10 protein-coding genes are annotated in these 15237 nt (G+C 63.2%); 3 read left to right on the plus strand and 7 right to left on the minus strand.

Annotated elements, in window-relative coordinates; all coding sequences use genetic code 11:
* Positions 1–23: 23 nt before the first annotated feature.
* The 7 genes from FRZ40_RS17965 to FRZ40_RS17995 form a co-directional block, all read right to left on the minus strand.
* Positions 24–803 (minus strand): electron transfer flavoprotein subunit beta/FixA family protein, encoded by a 780-nt coding sequence (locus tag FRZ40_RS17965; RefSeq protein ID WP_147235037.1) that lies wholly within the window; start codon positions 801–803, stop codon positions 24–26.
* Entirely contained in the window at positions 800–1978 is a 1179-nt protein-coding gene (locus tag FRZ40_RS17970) for an electron transfer flavoprotein subunit alpha/FixB family protein (protein WP_147235038.1), read from the minus strand. The genes FRZ40_RS17965 and FRZ40_RS17970 overlap by 4 nt, the downstream gene beginning before the upstream one ends.
* A gap of 3 nt (positions 1979–1981) precedes the next feature.
* On the minus strand, positions 1982–3901 hold the full coding sequence (locus tag FRZ40_RS17975) for a (Fe-S)-binding protein (protein ID WP_028369251.1): 1920 nt from the start codon (positions 3899–3901) through the stop codon (positions 1982–1984).
* 2 nt (positions 3902–3903) lie between these two features.
* A complete protein-coding gene (locus FRZ40_RS17980; RefSeq protein ID WP_147235039.1) occupies positions 3904–5967 on the minus strand; it encodes an NADH:flavin oxidoreductase in 2064 nt (687 codons plus the stop codon).
* Positions 5968–6031: 64 nt separating this feature from the next.
* Entirely contained in the window at positions 6032–6577 is a 546-nt protein-coding gene (locus tag FRZ40_RS17985) for a DUF5943 domain-containing protein (protein WP_028369249.1), read from the minus strand.
* A gap of 28 nt (positions 6578–6605) precedes the next feature.
* Positions 6606–7577 carry a dipeptidase gene (locus FRZ40_RS17990; RefSeq protein ID WP_147235040.1) on the minus strand — a complete coding sequence of 324 codons (972 nt, stop codon included), beginning with the start codon at positions 7575–7577 and terminating at the stop codon, positions 6606–6608.
* Positions 7578–7633: 56 nt separating this feature from the next.
* Entirely contained in the window at positions 7634–8908 is a 1275-nt protein-coding gene (locus tag FRZ40_RS17995) for a serine hydroxymethyltransferase (protein WP_147235041.1), read from the minus strand.
* A gap of 506 nt (positions 8909–9414) precedes the next feature.
* Between FRZ40_RS17995 and FRZ40_RS18000 the strand changes: the two genes are divergently transcribed.
* From FRZ40_RS18000 to FRZ40_RS18010, 3 genes are all read left to right on the plus strand, one after another.
* Positions 9415–10431 carry a GlxA family transcriptional regulator gene (locus FRZ40_RS18000; protein ID WP_028369246.1) on the plus strand — a complete coding sequence of 339 codons (1017 nt, stop codon included), beginning with the start codon at positions 9415–9417 and terminating at the stop codon, positions 10429–10431.
* Positions 10432–11140: 709 nt separating this feature from the next.
* Complete coding sequence (locus FRZ40_RS18005; RefSeq protein ID WP_147235042.1) at positions 11141–12094, plus strand: IS5 family transposase; 954 nt, start codon at positions 11141–11143, stop codon at positions 12092–12094.
* A 356-nt stretch (positions 12095–12450) separates the two neighbouring features.
* Positions 12451–14994 carry an adenosylcobalamin-dependent ribonucleoside-diphosphate reductase gene (locus FRZ40_RS18010; protein WP_147235043.1) on the plus strand — a complete coding sequence of 848 codons (2544 nt, stop codon included), beginning with the start codon at positions 12451–12453 and terminating at the stop codon, positions 14992–14994.
* Positions 14995–15237 lie beyond the last annotated feature (243 nt).

Consider the following 15237-nt stretch of genomic DNA (forward strand, 5'->3'; position numbering starts at 1 on the left):
AGGCCGTGTGGGTGCGGCGCAAATCAGTAATCGATGAGTTGATGCTCGCGCAAATAGTCGAGTATCACTTGTGCTTTTTCGACCGAAGTCCCTTCAATTACGACGCTTCCGCCACGGCTTTCCGTCGTCGTCGCGGACAGCATGCGGGCATGGCCCGAACGCTTTTCCGCCGCCGCGAGCCGGACCGGTTTACGCGTGACGGGCGCAAGCTGCCATTGCGCGGCTTCGGGGTCGGCGACTGCCTCCGCGCGTTGCGGCTGGATCGAACCGGCGCGCAGGCGTGCGTAGGCATAGCGCGGCGTCACGCTGGCGAGCGGATGCACGGCAACGACAGCCGGCAGCGCCACCTCGACGCGGCGGCGCACGCCTTTCGGCAAGAATTGCCGCACCGTCGCGCGGCCGCCCGCCACCGTCACGTCGACGGCCGTGCCGGCGAGCGGGACGGCCAGCGCATCGGCCAGACGGTAAGGCAGCATGCCGCTGTCGAACGCGCCTTCCGCGCAGGTGCCCGTCAGCACGAGGTCGTAGCCTTTCAGCCGCGCCGCGAGCAGGCTCACGGCATCGCCATCGGCGCCGCAGGCCAGCACGTCGACGCGCTCCGCGCCGAGCGCCAGGTACTCTTCGAGTGCGGGATTACCCGGATCGCCGGCATGCAGCACGTCGAGACGCGCCGCGTGCTGACTCGACAGCTGGCGGCCGATTTCGAGCGCGGCGGCATCGTTGCGGCTATAGCGCGCGACGCCGCTGACAGGATGCTTGCCGACCGACACGAGCACTGCGATTTTTTCAAGCTTGCCGTTCATGCCGCGACTCCTTCGACAATCGTATTGGCAGCGGGCGTAGCCGCCGCGCCACGGCTCGAGCGGGCGCGATCGATCTCGTCGATCAGCGACGCGATGGTTGCCTGCGTATCGCCGATGATCGTCAGATTCGCCCGCTTGGCGATGGGTGCGCTGCCGTCCAGGTTCACCGCGATCACGTGGCGGCAATCCTTGATGCCCTGCAAGTGCTGCACGGCGCCCGAAATGCCGAACGCGATATAGACGCTGGCTTCGACGGTCTTGCCCGTCGCGCCGATCTGCTTGTCGCGTGTGAACATGCCGTTGTCGACGGCGACGCGGCTCGCGCCGATCGCCGCGCCGAACGTGCTCGCGAGCTTTTCGAACGCAGCGACATCCGTCACGCCGTTGCCCGCCGACACGATGAAATCCGCTTCTTCGAGCGCCACCTGCGCCGCATCGATTTCCTCGATGCCGAGATCGCGGTAAGCGCCCGCCGATCCATCGTTCGATTGCGCGAGCGCCGGCACATCGAGCCGCTCGCCAGCGCCGACGAACGGCAGCCGCGTGTCGACTGCGCCCGCCGCCAGCAGGATCACGTCGGGCAGCGCGCGCGTCGCGTAGGCTTTCTTTGCCTGCGCATACGTCGACACAGCCTTCGCGTCGATCTGCACGACGTGTGTGGCGATGCTGGCGCCTGCGAGCGCGGCGTAGCGCCGGCCGAGATCGCCGTCGCCCGTCGCGTTGTCGGGCATGAAAATATGCACGGGCGCGAGCTGCGCGACACACGCGGCCACTGCCTGCACTTCGCGCTCCGGCGCGAACGTGCGCCGGTCGAACGACGGCAGTTCGATCACCTTGTCCGCGCCGAGCGCGGCCGCGTCGTCCTTCAGTTCGCCGAGCACCAGCAGCGCGACTTGCGTTTGGGCATCCGCGATCAGCGCAGCAGCGGCCAGCGCCTGACGCGTGTGATCGTCGAGACCGCCGCGGTCGCTGTGTGCGACCACGAGCAGCGTATGTTGCGGCGCCTGCGTCGTGCGCAGCGTTTTGGCTGCGGCGTGGCCATGCGCGCCCGCCTGCGACGCGTGGTCATACGATGCGCCCGCGACATGCTCCGCGCCGAGCGTGATGCGCTTCAGCCCTGCCGGCGTGATGACGAATGGCCGGCGCGGATCGATACGTTTGATGGTCGTATTCATCGTTCACTCCAGCGCTGCCGCAACGAGTTCGGCCACGTCGAGCACCTCGGGACGCGGACCGACCACGCCTTCGAGCATCGCCGTGCAGTTCGGGCACCCCACCGCGACCACGTCCGCGCCGATCGAGCGCGCATCGTTGATGCGGATATCGGGAATGCGCTGCTTGCCAGGAATATCCGTCAGCGGCGCCCCGCCGCCGCCGCCACAGCAGCGGCCGCGCGTGCCATGCCGCTCCATTTCGACGACCTTGATGCCGATCGTCTTGAGCAACTGGCGCGGCGCTTCCGTTTCGCCGTTGTAGCGGCCGAGATAGCAGGGGTCGTGATACGTGATCTTCTTGTCGTTGAGCGCGGCCACCGCTTTCGGCGACAGCTTGCCGCTCGCGACCAGCTCCGCGAGGAACGTCGTGTGATGCAGCACGTCGTAGCGTCCGCCGAGCGCGCGATACTCGTTGCGCAGGCTGTGCATCACGTGCGGATCGGCGGTCACGATGCGTTTGAAATTCAGCGCGGCCAACGTGCCCATCATCTGTTTCGCCATGCGCTGGAACGTGGCTTCGTCGCCGAGACGGCGCGCGACATCGCCCGTATCCGTTTCCTGCGCGCCGAGCACCGCGTAGTTGACGCCTGCCTTGTTCAGCACCTTGACGAGCGAGCGCAGCGTGCGCTGGTAGCGCATGTCGAACGCGCCTTCGCCGGCCACGAGCAGCACATCGACGGGCTTGCCCGGCTGCGCGATGGGCGAGCTCAGATCCACCGACCAGTCGTAGCGCGCTGCCTTGTCATAGCCGCCCATCGTGCCCGTCTCGCGCAGATTCGCCAGCACTTCGGGGCCCTTGCCCGGCACCGTGCCGTGCACGAGCGTCTGGTTGCGGCGCATGTCGACGATGGCATCCACGTGCTCGATCAGCATCGGGCATTCGTGCACGCAAGCGCGGCATGTCGTGCACGACCACACCGTATCCGCTTCGATCAGGCTGGAAATGATGGGGCGCTGCGGCTCGCCGCTATGCTGGCCGACCTTGATGCCGGGCGTCGGGCTGCCCGCATACGCGCTATCCGTTCCGCCCACCATGCCTGTCACGAGATCCTGAATCAGCTTCTTCGGATTCAGCGGCTGGCCTGCCGCAAACGCGGGACATGCCGCCTCGCACTTGCCGCATTGCACACACGCATCGAAGCTCAGCAGTTGATTCCAGCGAAACTCGACGGGCTTGCCGACGCCGTATTCATTCTGTTCGAGCGCGGGCGCTTTCAACGCCGTCGGCGGAACAGACTGCTCCTTGCGCACGTCGCCCTGTGCCGCGAAACGCTCCTGACGAGGATGAAACGCGAGATGCAGCAGACCTGCCAGCGCGTGCTTCATCGGACCGCCGCGCGCCGCGCCGAATGTCATCGCGAAGGCACCCGCCGCGATCAGCAGCGCGAAGATGATCGCGAGACCACCCGACATCGCCGACGCGGGCAGCAGCGTGTACAGCAGCAGACCGAGCGCGAACGATCCGAGCAGCCACGGCAGCGTATTCCACGGACCGCGCGACAGACGCGCGGGCACGTCCTTCGCATGGCGGCGGCGCCACACGAACACGGCGCCCACCAGCATGATCAGCGCGGCCAGGAAGATCAGCCGGTCGAGCCACGGCGAATAGATCGCGAGACCGTAGTTGACGAAGACGAGCGCGAAGGCGGCAATCGCGCCGCCCGCCGTCGCGACGTGTGTCTTCGCAATGTAGGGATCGCGCGCCACGACGTGATGCAGATCGACGAAATAGCGCTTTGGAATGGTCAGCAGGTTGGTCCAGCCGAATGCGCCGGCTGCCGTTGCCCGTCCGAGACGCCAGTATGCCGACCGCTTTGCGACCGCGAACGCAAGGCCGGCGACGGATACCCACAACAACGCGGTGATGAGAAACGCCGGGCTCATCGTCAGAAATCCTTGCAAAGACGCAGCGCGTCGTAGATCGCGCCGTGGATGTTATGCATCGAAATGCAATCGCCGACGCGGAACAGCAGGAATCGCCCGTTGCCGAGTTCTTCCGACAGCGACGGTTGCGGCTCCGCTGCAAAGAGCTTGTGCACGTCGACCTGACCGCGATTCACCGACTCGTTTTTCAGCTTCCAGTACAGCGCGTCATTCGGCGTGCTGCCGTTTTCGATCACGACCTGATCGACGGCGCGCTCTTCCTGTTCTTCCGTGTACTCGTTGCGGATCACGGCGATCTTCTTGCCGTCTTCCTCATACACACGGTCGAGCCAGTAGTTCGGCGTGTGAATCACGCCTTGCGCGTAGAGGCGCCGATAGAAGATCGGGAACGTGGTGCCGCCCACGTCGTCGGCCACCTTCACGTCCGGCGTGACGATCTCGACCTTCGCGCCGCGGCTCGAAATGAAATCGGCCACGCCCGCGCCGGCATGCGTACTGACGCCGTCATAGACGAGCACGTTCTGGCCCGGCTCGACCTTGCCCGAGAGGATGTCCCACGAACTCACGGCGAGCCCTTCTTCGACGCCCCACGCGGGCACCTGCTGCGTGAAGCTCGAACCGCCCGTCGCGAGCACGATGATGTCGGGCTTCTCGGCGAGAATCATTTTCTCGTCGGCTTCGACGCCAAGACGCCGATCGACGCCGAGACGCTTCGTTTCCATATCGAACCAGCGCACGATGCCCGCCATCTGCTCGCGCTGCGGCGCTTTCGCGGCCAGCATGATCTGGCCGCCGACGGCATCGCTCTTCTCGAACAGTACGACATCGTGACCGCGCGAACGCGCGACGCGCGCTGCTTCCAGTCCTGCCGGACCCGCACCGACCACCACGACCTTGCGACGCGGTCCGCGCGTCTTTTCGATCACATGCGGCATCGTCGCTTCGCGCGACGTCGCGGCGTTCTGCACGCACAGGACGTCGAGGCCGTTGTACTGGCGGTCGATACAGTAGTTCGCGCCGACGCACTGCTTGATCTCGTCTTCGCGGCCGTCGCGGATCTTGATGACCATGTGCGGATCGGCGATCTGCGCGCGCGTCATGCCGACCAGGTCGACCATGCCGTTCGCCAGCAGACGCTCGGCCTGGCCAGCATCGCGAATGCTTTGCGCGTGCATCACGGGCAGCTTCACGACCGACTTGATGCCCGCTGCGAGATGCACGAACGGCTCGGGCGGCAACGCCATCGGCGGCATGCAGTTGGCGAGCGTGTTGTGCGTGTCCGCGCCGGACCCGATCACGCCGAGGTAGTCGATCAAACCCGTTTCCGCCATCGCCTGCGCGATTTCCTTCAACTGCTCGTGATCGAGACCGTCCTCATGGAACTCGTCGCCGCACATCCGCAGGCCGACGCAGAAGTCCTTGCCCACGGCTTCGCGCACCGCCTGCAATACTTCGACGCCGAAACGCAGGCGGTTTTGCAGCGAGCCGCCCCATTCGTCGGTGCGGAAATTCGTGCGCGGGCTCCAGAACTGGTCGATCAGATGCTGGTGCGCGGCCGAAATCTCGATGCCGTCCATGCCCGCATCTTTCACGCGCTTCGCAGCCGCCGCGAAGTCGCCGATGATGCGGCGGATTTCTTCCACTTCGATGATCTTCGCGTTGCCGCGGTGCACGGGCTCGCGCACGCCGGACGGCGTCATCAGATGCGGCCAGCTCTCGCCATGCCATGCGGAGCGGCGGCCCATGTGCGTCGCCTGAATCATGATCTTCGCGCCGTGACGATGCATCGCTTCGGCGAGACGCGACAGCGGGTCGATGATCTTGTCGGTCGACAGATTCACCGACTTCCACCACCCTTGCGGGCTGTCGATCGACACGGGGCTCGACCCGCCGCACACGGCGAGGCCGACACCACCCTTGGCCTTTTCCTCGTAATAGCGGATATAGCGGTCGCCGGGCAGGCCACCCGGTTCGGCATACACCTCCGCGTGCGCGGTGCTGACGATACGGTTGCGCAGCGTCAACTGGTTGAGGGTCAAAGGTTTGAACAGATTGGGGTAACGCATTGCAGGCGACCTCGGGCGGTGTTCAGTTCAGGCTCAATCTCTATGCTGTATGCGATCAGCGGCGTCAGTGAGCGGTTGACGTCATTGCGGGCGACACTTCGAATACACAGTGATCGTGATGCTCGGCGGCGCACTGCACTTCTTTCGACTGCGCGCGCGGTGCGTTCTTGCCGCCTTCAGTCGTGTCGTTCACCCAGTCCATCGCACCCGCGAACCAGCCGGCAAACATGTAGCAAAGCTTGCCTTCCTTGCCCGGCTGCGCAAGCACGAACGACGAGTGATGCAATTCGATCTTCGCGCGCGCGGTCGACGGATCGGCTTCGACGATCTTGAAGAGGCCCCAGCCGCGTTGCGACAGACGGTTCAGATAATGTTCGAACACCGCCATGCCGCTCAGGCCGTGCTGCTTCGCTTCCTTGTCGCACCAGTGATACGCCGATTTGTAGCCGGCCTTGTAGAGAATCTCGGCGTAGACATCGCGGCCGAGCGCTTCTTCGACGGCCGTGTGATTGTTCGTGAAGAAATGGCGCGGCACGTACAGCATCGGCAGCGCGTCGGTAGTCCAGACGCCCGTGTTCGGGTCGACGTCGATCGGGAGTTGCGGTTGCATCGCGGGGTTCCTTGTTCCGTGGTTTGACTTAGACGTTCCAGACTTCGCCGAAGAAGCGCATCCAGTTCTCGCCCATCACCTTTTTGATGCGCGACTCGCTCCAGCCCGCGCGCTGCATCGCGGCCGTCAGGTTCGGGAATTCGCCGATCGTGCGGATGCCTTCGGGGTTCACGACCTTGCCGAAGTTCGTCAGGCGGCGATAGCGGCCCTTGTCGTGCGTGATCCAGTCGAAGAACTCCGTGCTGTAGCCTTGCGTGAAGTCGGTGCCGATGCCGACCTTGTCTTCGCCGATCACATCGATCGTGTATTCGATCGCTTCGAGATAATCGTCGACGTTCGCGTCCGGGCCTTTCTTCAGGAACGGCGAGAACATCGTCACGCCGACGAAGCCGTTGGCATCGGCGATCTCGCGCAGCTGGTCGTCCGACTTGTTGCGCGGATGGTCCTTGAGACCCGACGGACAGCAGTGCGAGTACGTGACGGGCTTCTTCGAGCAGGCGATCGCATCGGAAGAAGTCTTGGCGCCGACGTGCGAGAGATCGACGAGAATGCCGACCCGGTTCATCTCCTGGATCACTTCCTTGCCATAGCCCGACAGCCCGCCGTCCGGCTCATAGCAGCCCGTGCCGACGAGGTTCTGCGTGTTGTAGCAAAGCTGCACGACGTTCACGCCGAGCTCCTTGAACACTTCGATGTAGCCGAGGTTGTCCTCGAACGCATACGAGTTCTGGAAGCCGAAGATGATGCCCGTCTTGTTCTCTTTCTTCGCGCGCAGGATGTCGTCCGTCGTGCGCACGAGCGTCAGGATCTCGCTGTACTCGCGGATCTGCTGCTTCATCTCCGCGATGTTGTCGATCGTCTTCTGAAAGTCTTCCCACACGGAGACCGTGCAGTTGACCGCAGTGACGCCGCCCTTTCTCATGTCCTCGAACACCGAGCGCTCGAACTTCGAAATGTTCAGGCCGTCGATGATGATGCTGCTGTCGTGCAGGTTGCTCATGGTTGACTCCGTAGCTGTGGGGTTTTGGCGGATCGCTCAGGGCACGTAAGCGCGGCTCAGTAGATCGGGAAGCGTTCGCATAGCGCGAAGATTTCGCGGCGCACGCGCTGTTCGGTGGCGGCGTCGCCATCGGGATGCGTGCGCAGCGCGTCGAACACTTCGAGAATCATCCGGCCGATATCGCGGAACTCGGCGACGCCGAAGCCGCGTGTCGTGCCTGCCGGCGTGCCGAGACGGATGCCCGAGGTCACCGTCGGCTTTTCCGTATCGAACGGAATGCCGTTCTTGTTGCAGGTGATGCCCGCACGTTCGAGCGCCTGCTCGACCTGCGTGCCCTTCAGACCCTTCGGGCGCAGATCGACGAGCAGCAGATGGTTGTCGGTGCCGCCCGTCACGAGATCGACGCCGCCGTCCTTCAGCACTTCGCCGAGCGCCCGTGCATTGGCCAGCACGCTGTCGATATAGGTCTTGAAGCTGTCTTCGAGCGCTTCGCCGAACGCGACCGCCTTGCCTGCGATCACGTGCATCAGCGGACCGCCCTGCAGGCCGGGGAACACGGCCGAGTTGATCTTCTTCGCGATGTCTTCGTCATTGGTCAGCACGAAGCCGCCGCGCGGACCGCGCAACGTCTTGTGCGTGGTCGATGTCACGACATGCGCGTGCTCGACGGGATTGGCGTGGCGGCCCGCGGCGATCACGCCTGCGATGTGCGCCATGTCGACCATCAGCTTCGCGCCGACGCTGTCGGCAATCGCGCGAAAGCGTGCGAAGTCCAGCTCGCGCGGATAGGCGGAGAAGCCTGCGATGATCATCGAGGGCTTGTGTTCATGCGCGAGCTTTTCGATCTGGTCGTAGTCGATGCGCATCGTTTCGCGGTTCACGCCGTACTGCACGGCGTTGAACCACTTGCCCGACAAGGCGGGCTTCGCGCCGTGCGTCAGGTGGCCGCCCGCATCGAGCGACATGCCGAGAATGGTGTCGCCCGGCTTGGCGAGCGCGAGCATCACGGAACCGTTCGCCTGTGCGCCCGAATGCGGCTGCACGTTGGCGAAGCCCGCATTGAAGAGCTTCTTGATGCGTTCGATCGCGAGGGCTTCGACTTCGTCGACGAATTCGCAGCCGCCGTAGTAGCGCTTGCCGGGATAGCCTTCCGCATACTTGTTCGTCAGCACCGAGCCTTGAGCTTCGAGCACGGCGCGCGACACGATGTTTTCCGACGCAATCAGTTCGACCTGCGACTGCTGGCGTTCGAGTTCCTTGAGGACCGACTTGCGTACGGCTGCGTCGCGCTCGGCGAGGGGCTGCGAGAAGAATGGGTTGGCGTTCGACATGGCTTCCGTTCAGTTGACCGTTGATGACTGAAAAGCGAAAAGAGAGTGCGGGGCCGCCGTCCTTGATTCCGCGCTATCCCTTGCCTGGACTGGCTTTGCACTACCTCCACCGACGGCTCTATTCTTGTCTTTCGCTCGATACGCCAATTTACGATTTCAGACGCGTTCTTTACTTTTTCCGCCATGCAAGTCCGTTTTGGACAAGTGACCGCTCGTGCTAATCGTCGGCATCAATTCATCGAATTGAGCGATCGGCCGATGGTGCGTTGCAGCGTCCCGTCCACGCGACGCGGCAAATGCGGCACCGTTCGGGAGCGGCAAGGGTTCGTGGACGGTGCGGGCCGTGCACAGCGCAGGTGCGCTGGCGCGAATGCACTGCCGCATGCCCTTTAGCCAGCCAGGGTTTAGCCGTATGGCATGCTTGTTGCGCTCACTCGCAGAATAAGAAAGGCCGTTTCCCCCACGCGGCCGTAACAGAACATCGAGCTGGAAGGAACGCCCGAATCATGTCGCCCGATCGAACCGCGTCGTTGTCGCACTTCGCGTTCATGCCGCTGCCCAACTTCACGATGATCGCGTTCACGAATGCGATCGAAGTGCTGCGCATGGCCAATTATCTGAGCGGGCAGTCGCTCTACCGATGGTCGATCATCAGTCCCGACGGCGGATCGGTCACGGCGAGCAATGGTCTTTCGGTCGACACGGGCCCGGCCGAATGCGTCGGCACGCCGGACATCGTCTTCGTGTGCGGCGGCATCGACGTGCAGCGCGAGACCACGCCTGAGCATCTGTCGACGTTGCGCCGCTTCGCGCGCGCGGGCGTCGCGCTCGGCAGTCTGTGCACGGGCACGTATGCGCTTGCGAAGTCGGGCTTGCTGGCGGGGTATGCGTGCGCGATTCACTGGGAGAACATGTCGGCGCTGAAGGAAGAGTTTCCCGACACGCGATTCCTCAAAGAACTCTTCGTGATCGATCGTGACCGCGTGACTTGCACGGGCGGCGTTGCGCCGCTCGACATGATGCTGAACCTGATCGCCGCGCGCGTCGGCACGCCGCGCGTCACGCAGATCGCCGAGCAGTTCATCGTCGAGCATGTACGCGACAACAGCGCGCAGCAACGCATGCCGTTAGTGGCGCGGCTTGGCTCCGCTAACAAGTCGTTGTTCGAAGTCATTGCGTTGATGGAGAACAACATCGAGGAGCCGCTTTCGCGCGAGGAACTGGCGCGGCTCGCGAATATGTCGCAGCGGCAATTGCAGCGCCTGTTCCGAGAGCATCTCGGGATGACGCCTACTCATTACTATCTGACTTTGCGGCTGCGCCGCGCGCGTGAGCTTCTGCTGCAGACTGATATGTCCATCATGCATATCACCATGGCTTGCGGGTTTCAGTCTGCTTGTCATTTTTCCAAGAGCTATCGGGATGCGTTTGGTACTGCGCCTACGCGGGAGCGGCGCAAACAGGTGGCGCCGTTGGCGCATCCGGTTTTGGATGTGCTTGCTGGCACACCGTTGCATGCCTGATAGTTTTTTGCTGCGCTGGCATTCGCGTTTTGCTTTTGCTTTTGCTTTTGCTTTTACCTTTGCTGCGCTGGCATCCGCGATTTCGTAACGGTTTGCTAGCGTTGCCCCTGTGCGGGGCGGCACCTACTTTTCTTTGCAGCGGCAAAGAAAGTAGGCAAAAGAAAGCCGCTCACACCGCCAATCCTTGTGTTTGCCTGCGGGCCCCCACGGGTCCCGCACTCCGCACGGCAACACGCTATTTCATGTGTGTTGCCAGCGCCTCTAACAGGCGCATCACCCACTTCAGTCACCCGTAGCGCAGCCAGCGGCAGCGAATCGTCTGCGCCGCCCAGGTGGCAAACGGTGTGTAGCTTGTCGCACCTTACGCGTTCGCGCTTCTACGACACCGATCCCGCTTGTCAGTCCGGAGTGGTGCACTTCCATCGCGACAGCCTACACACCGTTTGCCACCTGGGCGGCCGTGGACTTCCTGGTAACGCGTTCCGTGACGCGGGCATGCGAAGCGGGTGAGGCGTGAGCCAGCAAGCTGGCAACGAGCAACAAATAGCGTGTTGCCGTCTGGAGTGCGAGACCCGTGGAGGGCCCGCAGGCAACAACTAGGATTGGCGGGGTGAGCCCGCTTTCTTTGCTTTAGGAATCTCTGCAAAAGTCCTGGCGTTGACGTGAGGTTGGACTATCCTGGGATCAGGAGAATTCATGGAGTGGCGTGATGACACAACTTGGTCTTGGTCTGGATCTGTCAACGAAGCGCACCCGCAAGCGCGAGTTTCTCGATGAGATGACGCGCGTGGTGCCGTGGCAGAAGCTGATAGCGCTCGTCGAACCGCACTATCCGAAAGGCAAGACCGGCCGCCCACCGTTCCCAGTCGCAACGATGTTGCGCATTCACTTCCTGCAACAATGGTTCAGTCTCTCGGACCCGGCGATGGAGGAGGCGCTGCACGACATACCGCTGTACCGGGAGTTCGCGCTGCTGGGCACGGGTATGACGCGGCTGCCTGACGAGAGCACGATCCTGCGATTCCGGCACCTGCTTGAGGCCCATGAGCTGTCGGCCAGAATGCTGGCGACGGTCAACGAGATCCTGCAGGCGAAGGGCCTGATGCTCAAGGTGGGCTCGGCGGTCGACGCAACGCTGATTTCGGCACCCAGTTCGACGAAGAAGGCCGGCACGCGAGACCCCGAGATGAGCCAGACGCAAAAGGGCGGCAGCTGGTACTTCGGTATGAAGGCGCACATCGGAGTCGATGTGGAGTCGGGGCTGGTGCATACCGTGAAGTGCACGCCGGCGAATGTTCACGACGTCACGGTGGCGCATGAACTGTTGCACGGCGACGAGCAGGTTGCGTTTGCCGATGCGGGCTACGTGGGCATCGAGAAGCGAGGCGAAACGGGGGCGGTCCAGTGGCACGTGGCGATGAGGCCGAGCAAGCGAAGAAAGCTGGACAAAAGCAAGCGGCTCGACAGAATCTACGAGAAAGTCGAGCGGCTCAAGGCGGGCGTGCGGGCGAAGGTTGAGCACCCGTTTCGGGTGCTCAAATGTCAGTTCGGCTATCTGAAGGCGCGGTATCGGGGACTGGCGAAAAACACGGCGCAGATCGAAACGCAGTTCGCGCTGATCAATCTCTGGCTGGCTCGCGGGGTGCTCGGTAAAGCGAAATGAAGGGTGAAGACGCCCCCAAAGGCGCAGCGTCCATGCGCAAGATGCGACCGGCATCGGTTCAACACAGCGTGAATGAGGACGCGAATTCCACTCCGCGCGTGCCAGTTAGAGATCCCAGGCAGAAAACGGGTTGTTCAGACCTTCCCTTACTTTCTTTGCGGCGGCAAAGAAAGTAAGTGCCGCCCCGCACAGGGGCAACGCTAATAAACCAGAAGCAAACCGCGGATGCCAGCGCAGCAAAAACCAAAAGCAAAAAAAACAGAATGGCGACTACGTCGCAGACAAGAAACCCAAACCTTGCTATGGTGAACCCTACCTGCGACGCCCACACCGTCGCGCCATCCTTGAGAAAGCCCATGGCTGACACCGACAACGACCTGTCGCAACTCAACTCCACGACAATCGCGCCGCAGCAATTCTCCCTCGACGTGCTTCTGGAAAAATACGCCAAAGGCGAAGAACGCACAGCCGATGACGTCTACCGCCGCGTCGCACGCGGCGTAGCGATGGCCGAACCGGAAGCACTGCGCCCCGCAATCGAAGCCCGCTTCGTCGAGAACCTGCAAAACGGCGCGCTCGGCGCAGGCCGCATCATGAGCGCAGCAGGCGCGGGCATCCAGGCGACGCTGATCAACTGTTTCGTGCAGCCCGTCGGCGACAGCATTCAGGGCGTCGACGATCAGGGGCTGCCCGGCATCTACGTCGCGTTGTTGCAAGCAGCTGAAACGATGCGCCGCGGCGGCGGCGTCGGCTACAACTTCTCGGCGATCCGTCCGCGCGGCGCGCGCGTGAAAACGACCAGTTCGTCGGCCTCGGGGCCGTGCAGCTATATCGACGTGTTCGACGCGTCGTGCCGCACCGTCGAAAGCGCGGGCTCCCGGCGCGGCGCGCAGATGGCCGTGCTCGACTGCACGCACCCCGACCTGCCCGAATTCATCGAAGCCAAACATTCGAAGGGCCGCTGGAACAACTTCAACGTGTCCGTCGCCGTCACCGACGAATTCATGCGCGCCGTCGAAAACGACGGGATGTGGCAACTCGTGCATCGCGCGGAACCCACGCCCGCGCTGCGCGCGGCCAACGACGTGCGTCAACGCGACGACGGCATGTGGGTCTACAGCGAACGGCGCGCGAAAGAGATCTTCGATCGCATCATGCGTTCGACCTACGACATCGCCGAACCGGGCATCGTGTTCATCTCGCGCATGAACGACGACAACAATCTGCGCGCCGTCGAAGCGATCCGCGCCACCAACCCCTGCGGCGAACAACCGTTGCCGCCCTATGGCTGCTGCAATCTCGGACCGCTGAACCTGACGCGCTTCGTGCTCGATCCGTTCGCACAACGCCACGGCGGCAAGCCGTCGTTCGACTGGGACGCGCTCGCGCAACGCACGCGCACTCACGTGCGCTTTCTCGACGATGTGCTCGACGTCACGCTCTGGCCGCTCGAACAGCAATACGACGAATCGCGTGCGAAGCGGCGCATCGGTGTCGGGTTCACCGGCCTCGGCGACACGCTCGTGATGATGGGCCTGCGCTACAACTCGCAGGAAGGCCGCGATTTCGCGGTGCGCATCGCAAAGCTGATGCGCGACGAAGCATATCGCGCATCCGTCGAACTCGCGCGCGAACGCGGGGCGTTTCCCCTCTTCGACGCCAGGCAGTATCTGGAAGACGGCACGTTCGCTTCGCGCCTGCCCGACGACGTCAAGGAGGCTATCCGCACGCACGGCATCCGCAACAGCCACCTGCTCTCCATCGCGCCGACAGGCACGGTCAGTCTCGCATTCGCCGACAACGCGTCGAACGGCATCGAGCCCGCGTTCTCGTGGACCTACACGCGCATGAAGGTGATGGCGGACGGCAGCCGCGAGCAGTTTGCCGTCGAGGATCATGCGTACCGTCTGTATCGCGAACTGGGTGGCGATGTGAGCCATCTGCCCGACTACTTCGTCAGCGCGCTCGAAATGTCGGCGCGCGACCACCTCGACATGATGGCCGCCGTCCAGCCGTACATCGACACGTCCATTTCGAAGACCGTCAATGTGCCCGCCGACTATCCGTTCGACGCATTCGAAAACCTCTATTTCGATGCATGGAAAGGCGGGCTGAAAGGACTCGCGACCTATCGCCCGAACGAAACGCTCGGCGCGGTGCTGAGCGTGACGCCCGAACCCGCGCCAATGGCCCACGATGCGCTCGCGGAAGCCGATCTGGACCCGCTGCGCATTGCCATCGATCATCGGCCCAAGGGCCAGTTGCCCGCGATCATCGAGAAGGTCGAGTACCTGACGGCGGCGGGCAAGAAGTCGCTGTATCTGGCCGTGTCGTTCATCGAGGTCACGGGGCGTGTCGGAGGCGAAGAAGTGACCATCGAACGCCCCATCGAGTTCTTCATTCCCGCCGGTCAGCGCGACGAGTCGCAGCAATGGATCACGGCGACGATGCGCTCGCTGTCGCTGGCTGCGCGAGGCGGCTTCGTCGCGCGCAATCTGCAGGACCTGCGCAAGGTGTCGTGGGATCGTGGACAGGTCAGGCTCGGCGAGGTGCAGCGACTGGACGGGCATCGTTCGCCGCGCTGGCACGATTCGGAAGTAGCCGCGCTCGCCTACGCGCTGCAGCAGATCCTGCACCGTCGCGGCTTTCTCGATGCAGAAGGCAATCAGGTGCCGTCGCGTCTGCTCGCACGCCTGCCGCGCGGCGAGGCCAACCTCGATGCATCGACCGCGAGCAACGCGCTTTCGATTGCTGAAGACGCTGCGGAAGAAGCGCGCAGCGCACAGGAACTGCGCACGATGCATGGGCGCAAATGCGGCAATTGCGGCGCCAATGCCGTGATCCGCAAAGACGGCTGCGACTTTTGTACGGCGTGCGGAGAAATCGGTGCGTGCGGATAGCCGGCCGCAGTTTTTACCTGATATGCGTGTGGGAGACACCATAAGTTGATATATGGACAGCAAAAGGTGATATATCGGACAGCATAAGTTGATATATTGGTCGACATAATGGGAACCTTGCATTTCATGCAAGGTTCCAGCGCCTCTCCTTGAACGTCCGCCGATTATCGATGGCGGGCGCTCTTCACACTTCCTTCACGCGCCGCTTCGCGAGAGATCGGATCACTTTGCTGGAGTCCGACT

Source organism: Paraburkholderia azotifigens (assembly GCF_007995085.1).
GTDB lineage: Bacteria > Pseudomonadota > Gammaproteobacteria > Burkholderiales > Burkholderiaceae > Paraburkholderia > Paraburkholderia azotifigens.